Annotated in this window: 4 protein-coding genes; all 4 read left to right on the top strand. The window is 57.4% G+C overall.

Going from position 1 to position 4,187, the window contains the following annotated elements; translation table 11 throughout:
- A partial coding sequence (locus DBO31_RS00745) for an SGNH/GDSL hydrolase family protein (RefSeq protein WP_369907298.1) occupies positions 1-1,401 on the top strand: 1,401 nt, incomplete at its 5' end.
- Positions 1,402-1,593: 192 nt separating this feature from the next.
- Positions 1,594-2,364: an ABC transporter permease gene (locus tag DBO31_RS00750; RefSeq protein ID WP_113856438.1), complete on the top strand. Its 771-nt coding sequence runs from the start codon at positions 1,594-1,596 to the stop codon at positions 2,362-2,364.
- Positions 2,357-3,085, top strand: coding sequence for an ABC transporter ATP-binding protein (locus DBO31_RS00755; RefSeq protein WP_113856437.1), 729 nt, complete (start codon positions 2,357-2,359; stop codon positions 3,083-3,085). Before DBO31_RS00750 ends, DBO31_RS00755 begins: the two co-directional genes overlap by 8 nt.
- On the top strand, positions 3,082-4,059 hold the full coding sequence (locus DBO31_RS00760) for an ABC transporter substrate-binding protein (protein WP_150824206.1): 978 nt from the start codon (positions 3,082-3,084) through the stop codon (positions 4,057-4,059). Before DBO31_RS00755 ends, DBO31_RS00760 begins: the two co-directional genes overlap by 4 nt.
- Positions 4,060-4,187 lie beyond the last annotated feature (128 nt).

The following is a 4,187-nucleotide window of genomic DNA, read 5'->3' on the forward strand; positions in this document are numbered from 1 at the left end:
AAAAGTATGCTGATTTTACTATTACTCTTATCGTTTACCCTGGGCTACGGCGTCCTGGCTACGACAGCCCGGCAGAATGCGCATCACGGGCTCATCGTGTCGCCGCCTCTGGAAAAAGCACAGAAAATATACGGTTCGTCCGGAGACCGGACCGATAGGGAAAAACCGGTTCTCCTGCGCCATTATTCGGAAGGAGCGCCGGCTCCGGTCCACCCCATCCTGCGCTGGACCCGTGTAGATGGAGCTGTCATGTACGATGTGCAGGTCCTGCGGCAGATGGAACCGGATGAAAAAACGGGAGACATCGCCTACGAACCGGTCATGCCGGAACAGCGGGCCTATACCAACGGCATCGAACTGGCCCTGCCGGATGATTTCCAGGACGACTGTTTCTACTATCGCGTCTATGGGCTGGATATGGAGGGACGCCGGGTCAGTGACTATTCATCAATTGAAAAAGTTCCCCTGGACCGGATGGCTCCCTTTGTAGAAAAGCCGGAGCTGTTGTCTGCGTATAATACGGGAAAGGGGTCAGTCCTGCTTTATCCCGTCTACGACTGGTTCCCCGTACCCGGAGCCAGCCAGTATGAAGTGGAAGTACTGGATTCAGCGCCGGAAAATCCCGGAGGCGTAGAACCGTCACAGCACCGCATCGACGTGTACCGGACCGATTCGGCTCAGAAATACGATCCCCGGCCGCGCTATGGGAATCATCCCTTTTACTGGCGGGTCCGGGCCCTCGATGAGCAGGGGGGCCCCATCGGCGTCTGGTCCGATGCCCAGCCGTTTTTGACCGATCCGGATACGCCCTATACGGTGGCCGTCCTGGGCGATAGCATCAGCCACGGTGGTGGCAGCGTCTCCTATTCGCCGGCTGACTGGGATTTCAGCTATCTGTCGTACCTCGATTTTCCTGCGGTCAACCTGGCCCAGAGCGGCGATACGAGTACCATGACCAAAGACCGGTTCGACGCCGATGTCCTGCCATTCAGGCCGAAATATCTCCTGATCCTCATGGGATCGAACAGCCTGCGCAACGGCCTGGGGGCGGATGTCGTCATTTCCGATATGGAAGAGGTGCGAAAAAAATCCCTGGAACACGGTATCCGTCCGGTATTCCTGACCGTGCCGCCTGTCAATCCCGACAATATCAAACGGACTTTTGACGATGAAACGGCGCCGGACTGGCAGTGGCAGATCGGCCGCGTCAACCGTTATATCCGTTCCCAGGTCCATATCGACATTACGCCGGGCATGTACGATAGCCAGGGGATGCTCCGGACGGAACTGGCCTTCGACGGCCTCCACCTGGATCCGGCAGGAAAGAAGCTCATGGCACAGGCAATCAACGCGGCCTGGCCGGACATCGAAAATCTGCCGGACAGTGCCTGGGATGAATGACGGGAACGATTTGTGATGCTTCCCGTGCTTATGGTATAATACGGAATGTGAGCTGAAAGAGTGATTCTGACAGCAAACATGATATCTATATGTCGTTCTTCACTGTAAAGGTGTCTGCACAGCAAAGGCGGAGTACATGTATGACAAGGGACCTCTGTGCTTTCGGCATGGAGGTTTTTTTCAGGTAATGCCATGAAACGAATACTAACGAAGATATTGACAATCTGCGCTCTGCCCCTGCTTCTGATAGCCTGCTGGCAGCTGGGAAGCATGGGGCACTGGTGGGGCTCATATATCGTCCCGCCGCCGGAACGGGTCTGGTCCAGCTGGCTGCAGCTGGCCGCGTCGGGGCAGCTGGCCCGCCATATCGGGGCGAGCCTGATGCGGGTCATGACGGGCTTTGCCATCGCAGCGGCCCTGGCCCTTCCCAGCGGAATCTGGCTGGGCCTGCATCCGGCGGCCCTCCGTGTCTGCCATTCCCTCCTGGAATTTCTGCGGAACGTGCCGCCCCTGGCCCTGCTGCCCATGCTCATCCTCTGGTTCGGCATTGGCGAGGCCAGTAAAATCATCATCGTCGTCCTGGCGACCTTTTTCCCCATATTCCTCAATACCCTCGACGGCATGTCCCACCCCGATGAACAGCTGCTGGAAATGGGCCGCGTCTATGGCCTGTCTTCCCGGGCTGTTTTCTGGCATATCCGCCTGCCTCAGGCCTTGCCTGCCATGTACACGGGACTGCGCATCGGCCTGGGCTACAGCTGGCGCTCCCTCATCGGGGCGGAAATGATTGCCGCCGCGGCAGGCCTGGGATATCTCATCCTCGACGGGGAAGAAATGGCCCGGCCTGATATCGTCGTGGCCGGCATCCTGACCCTGGGCGTCCTGGGAATCGCCGCTGATGCCCTCATGAGAGCCATAGGCCAGCGCTATCTCTGGACAGAAAGGAAGGAGCATCATGAGTGATATCCGCATGGAAGACCTGTCCCGCTTCTATACCCTGCCTGACGGCAAACGGGTAGCTGCCCTGAAAGGGTGCAGCCTGTCCATCCGGGACGGCTCGTTTACGGTCATCGTCGGAAAGAGCGGCTGCGGCAAGACGACACTCCTGCGCCTTCTGGCCGGACTGGAACGGCCGGACGAAGGGACCCTCGATTTTGGCGGCTCCCGCCCGCGGACCGGTGTCATGTTCCAGACGCCGCGCCTGCTCCCCTGGCTGACCGTAGAAGACAATGTGTGCATCTGGCGGCATGGCATGGGCGGATCGGCCGAGCTGGCCGGCCAGTATCTGAAGGCCTTCGGCCTCGATTCCTTCCGCAAAGCCTACCCGGATCAACTGTCCGGCGGCATGGCCCAGCGGGCTGCCCTGGTGCGTACCCTGTCGTGTCAGCCCCGGTTGCTCCTCATGGATGAACCCTTCGCGGCCCTGGACTATTTTACCCGGGAAAAACTGCAGGACGAGCTCATGGCCCAGTATGTGCGGCAGCCCATGACCATCGTATTCATCACTCATGACCTCGATGAAGCGGTGCGGCTGGGGCAGGACATCCTGGTCATGCACAAAGGCTGCTGTGGCGGACGCGTCACCAACGAAGAGCCCTATCCCCGGCCATCTGTTGCCGGACGGATGGCACTGAAAACTGATATATTGCATATTCTTGAAGAAGAAAAGGAGACTCCCCTATGAAACGAAGCGTACAACTCGTACTGGCAGGCCTGGCTATTGTCGTAGCCATGGCAGGCCTTGCCGGCTGCGGCCAGGAAAAATCGGCCAATGCGGCAAAGAAACCGGAAACAATCAACATGACCTATGTCAAATCGCCCCTCAATATCCCGTCCATCATAGAAAAGAAAGATCAGGTATTTGAAAAAGCATTCAAGGACGACGGCATTACCATTACCTATTCCGACCTCGATGCCGGCCCGAAACAGACGGAAGCCCTGGCTGCCGGCAAAATCGACGTCTGCCATGCTCTGGGCGGAACCAGTGCCATCCTGGCCAGGGCCAACGGCATCGACCTGACGGTCGTCGGCGTCTACAGCCGGGCACCGGAAGCCTTTATGATCATGACCAAAGACCCGTCCATCCAGTCGGTCAAAGACCTGAAAGGCAAAAAAATTGCCGGCCCGAAGGGTACTATCCTGCACCAGCTCCTCCTGGCGGCCCTGGCTAAAGAAGGAATGAGCGCCGATGACGTCCAGTTCGTATCCATGGGCATCCCCCAGGCAGCGGCAGCCCTCAGCGGCGGCAGTGCCGATGCAGCCCTGCTGGCAGGTCCGGCGACACTGAAAATGAAAAACGACGGCGCCCGCATCCTGACGACGGGCAAAGGCCTCCTCGATGCCACCATCGTCATTGCCATGCGCAGCGACTTTATCAAACAGTACCCCGAAGTGGCAAAGAAATTCATGCAGACCCATGAAAAAGTCGTCAAAGACTACCTGGCAGATCCGCAGAAATACTACGGCACAGCCGCCGCGGAAACGGGCCTCACGGAAGACCAGGTACAGGCTATGGCTGGCTGGTACGATTTCAACCCGGCCATCACCGATGCTGACATAGAAGACCTTACGAAGACCCAGGACTTCCTCGTCGAAACAGGCATGCTGGAAAAAGACCGCAAGATAGATATCAATGCTCTCTGCCAGCCTGTTCAGTAAAAAAATACATGCTAAAAGGGGCTGTAACAAAATGGGTTAAAAGCTCATTTTGTTACAGCCCCTTCATATTGACAAAACAATACGTTTCTTTATACTAAACGAAGGTGTTGCCAGGTAAGGCGGTTAAT

Source organism: Megasphaera sp. DJF_B143 (genome assembly GCF_900320625.1).
Classification (GTDB): Bacteria; Bacillota; Negativicutes; order Veillonellales; family Megasphaeraceae; genus Megasphaera; species Megasphaera hexanoica.

What these genes read in the sequence shown, in the direction of transcription:
- DBO31_RS00760 (WP_150824206.1), top strand. Translation starts at nt 3,082, where the DNA reads ATGAAACGAAGCGTACAACTCGTACTGGCAGGCCTGGCTATTGTCGTA.
- DBO31_RS00750 (WP_113856438.1), top strand. Translation starts at nt 1,594, where the DNA reads ATGAAACGAATACTAACGAAGATATTGACAATCTGCGCTCTGCCCCTG.
- DBO31_RS00755 (WP_113856437.1), top strand. Translation starts at nt 2,357, where the DNA reads ATGAGTGATATCCGCATGGAAGACCTGTCCCGCTTCTATACCCTGCCT.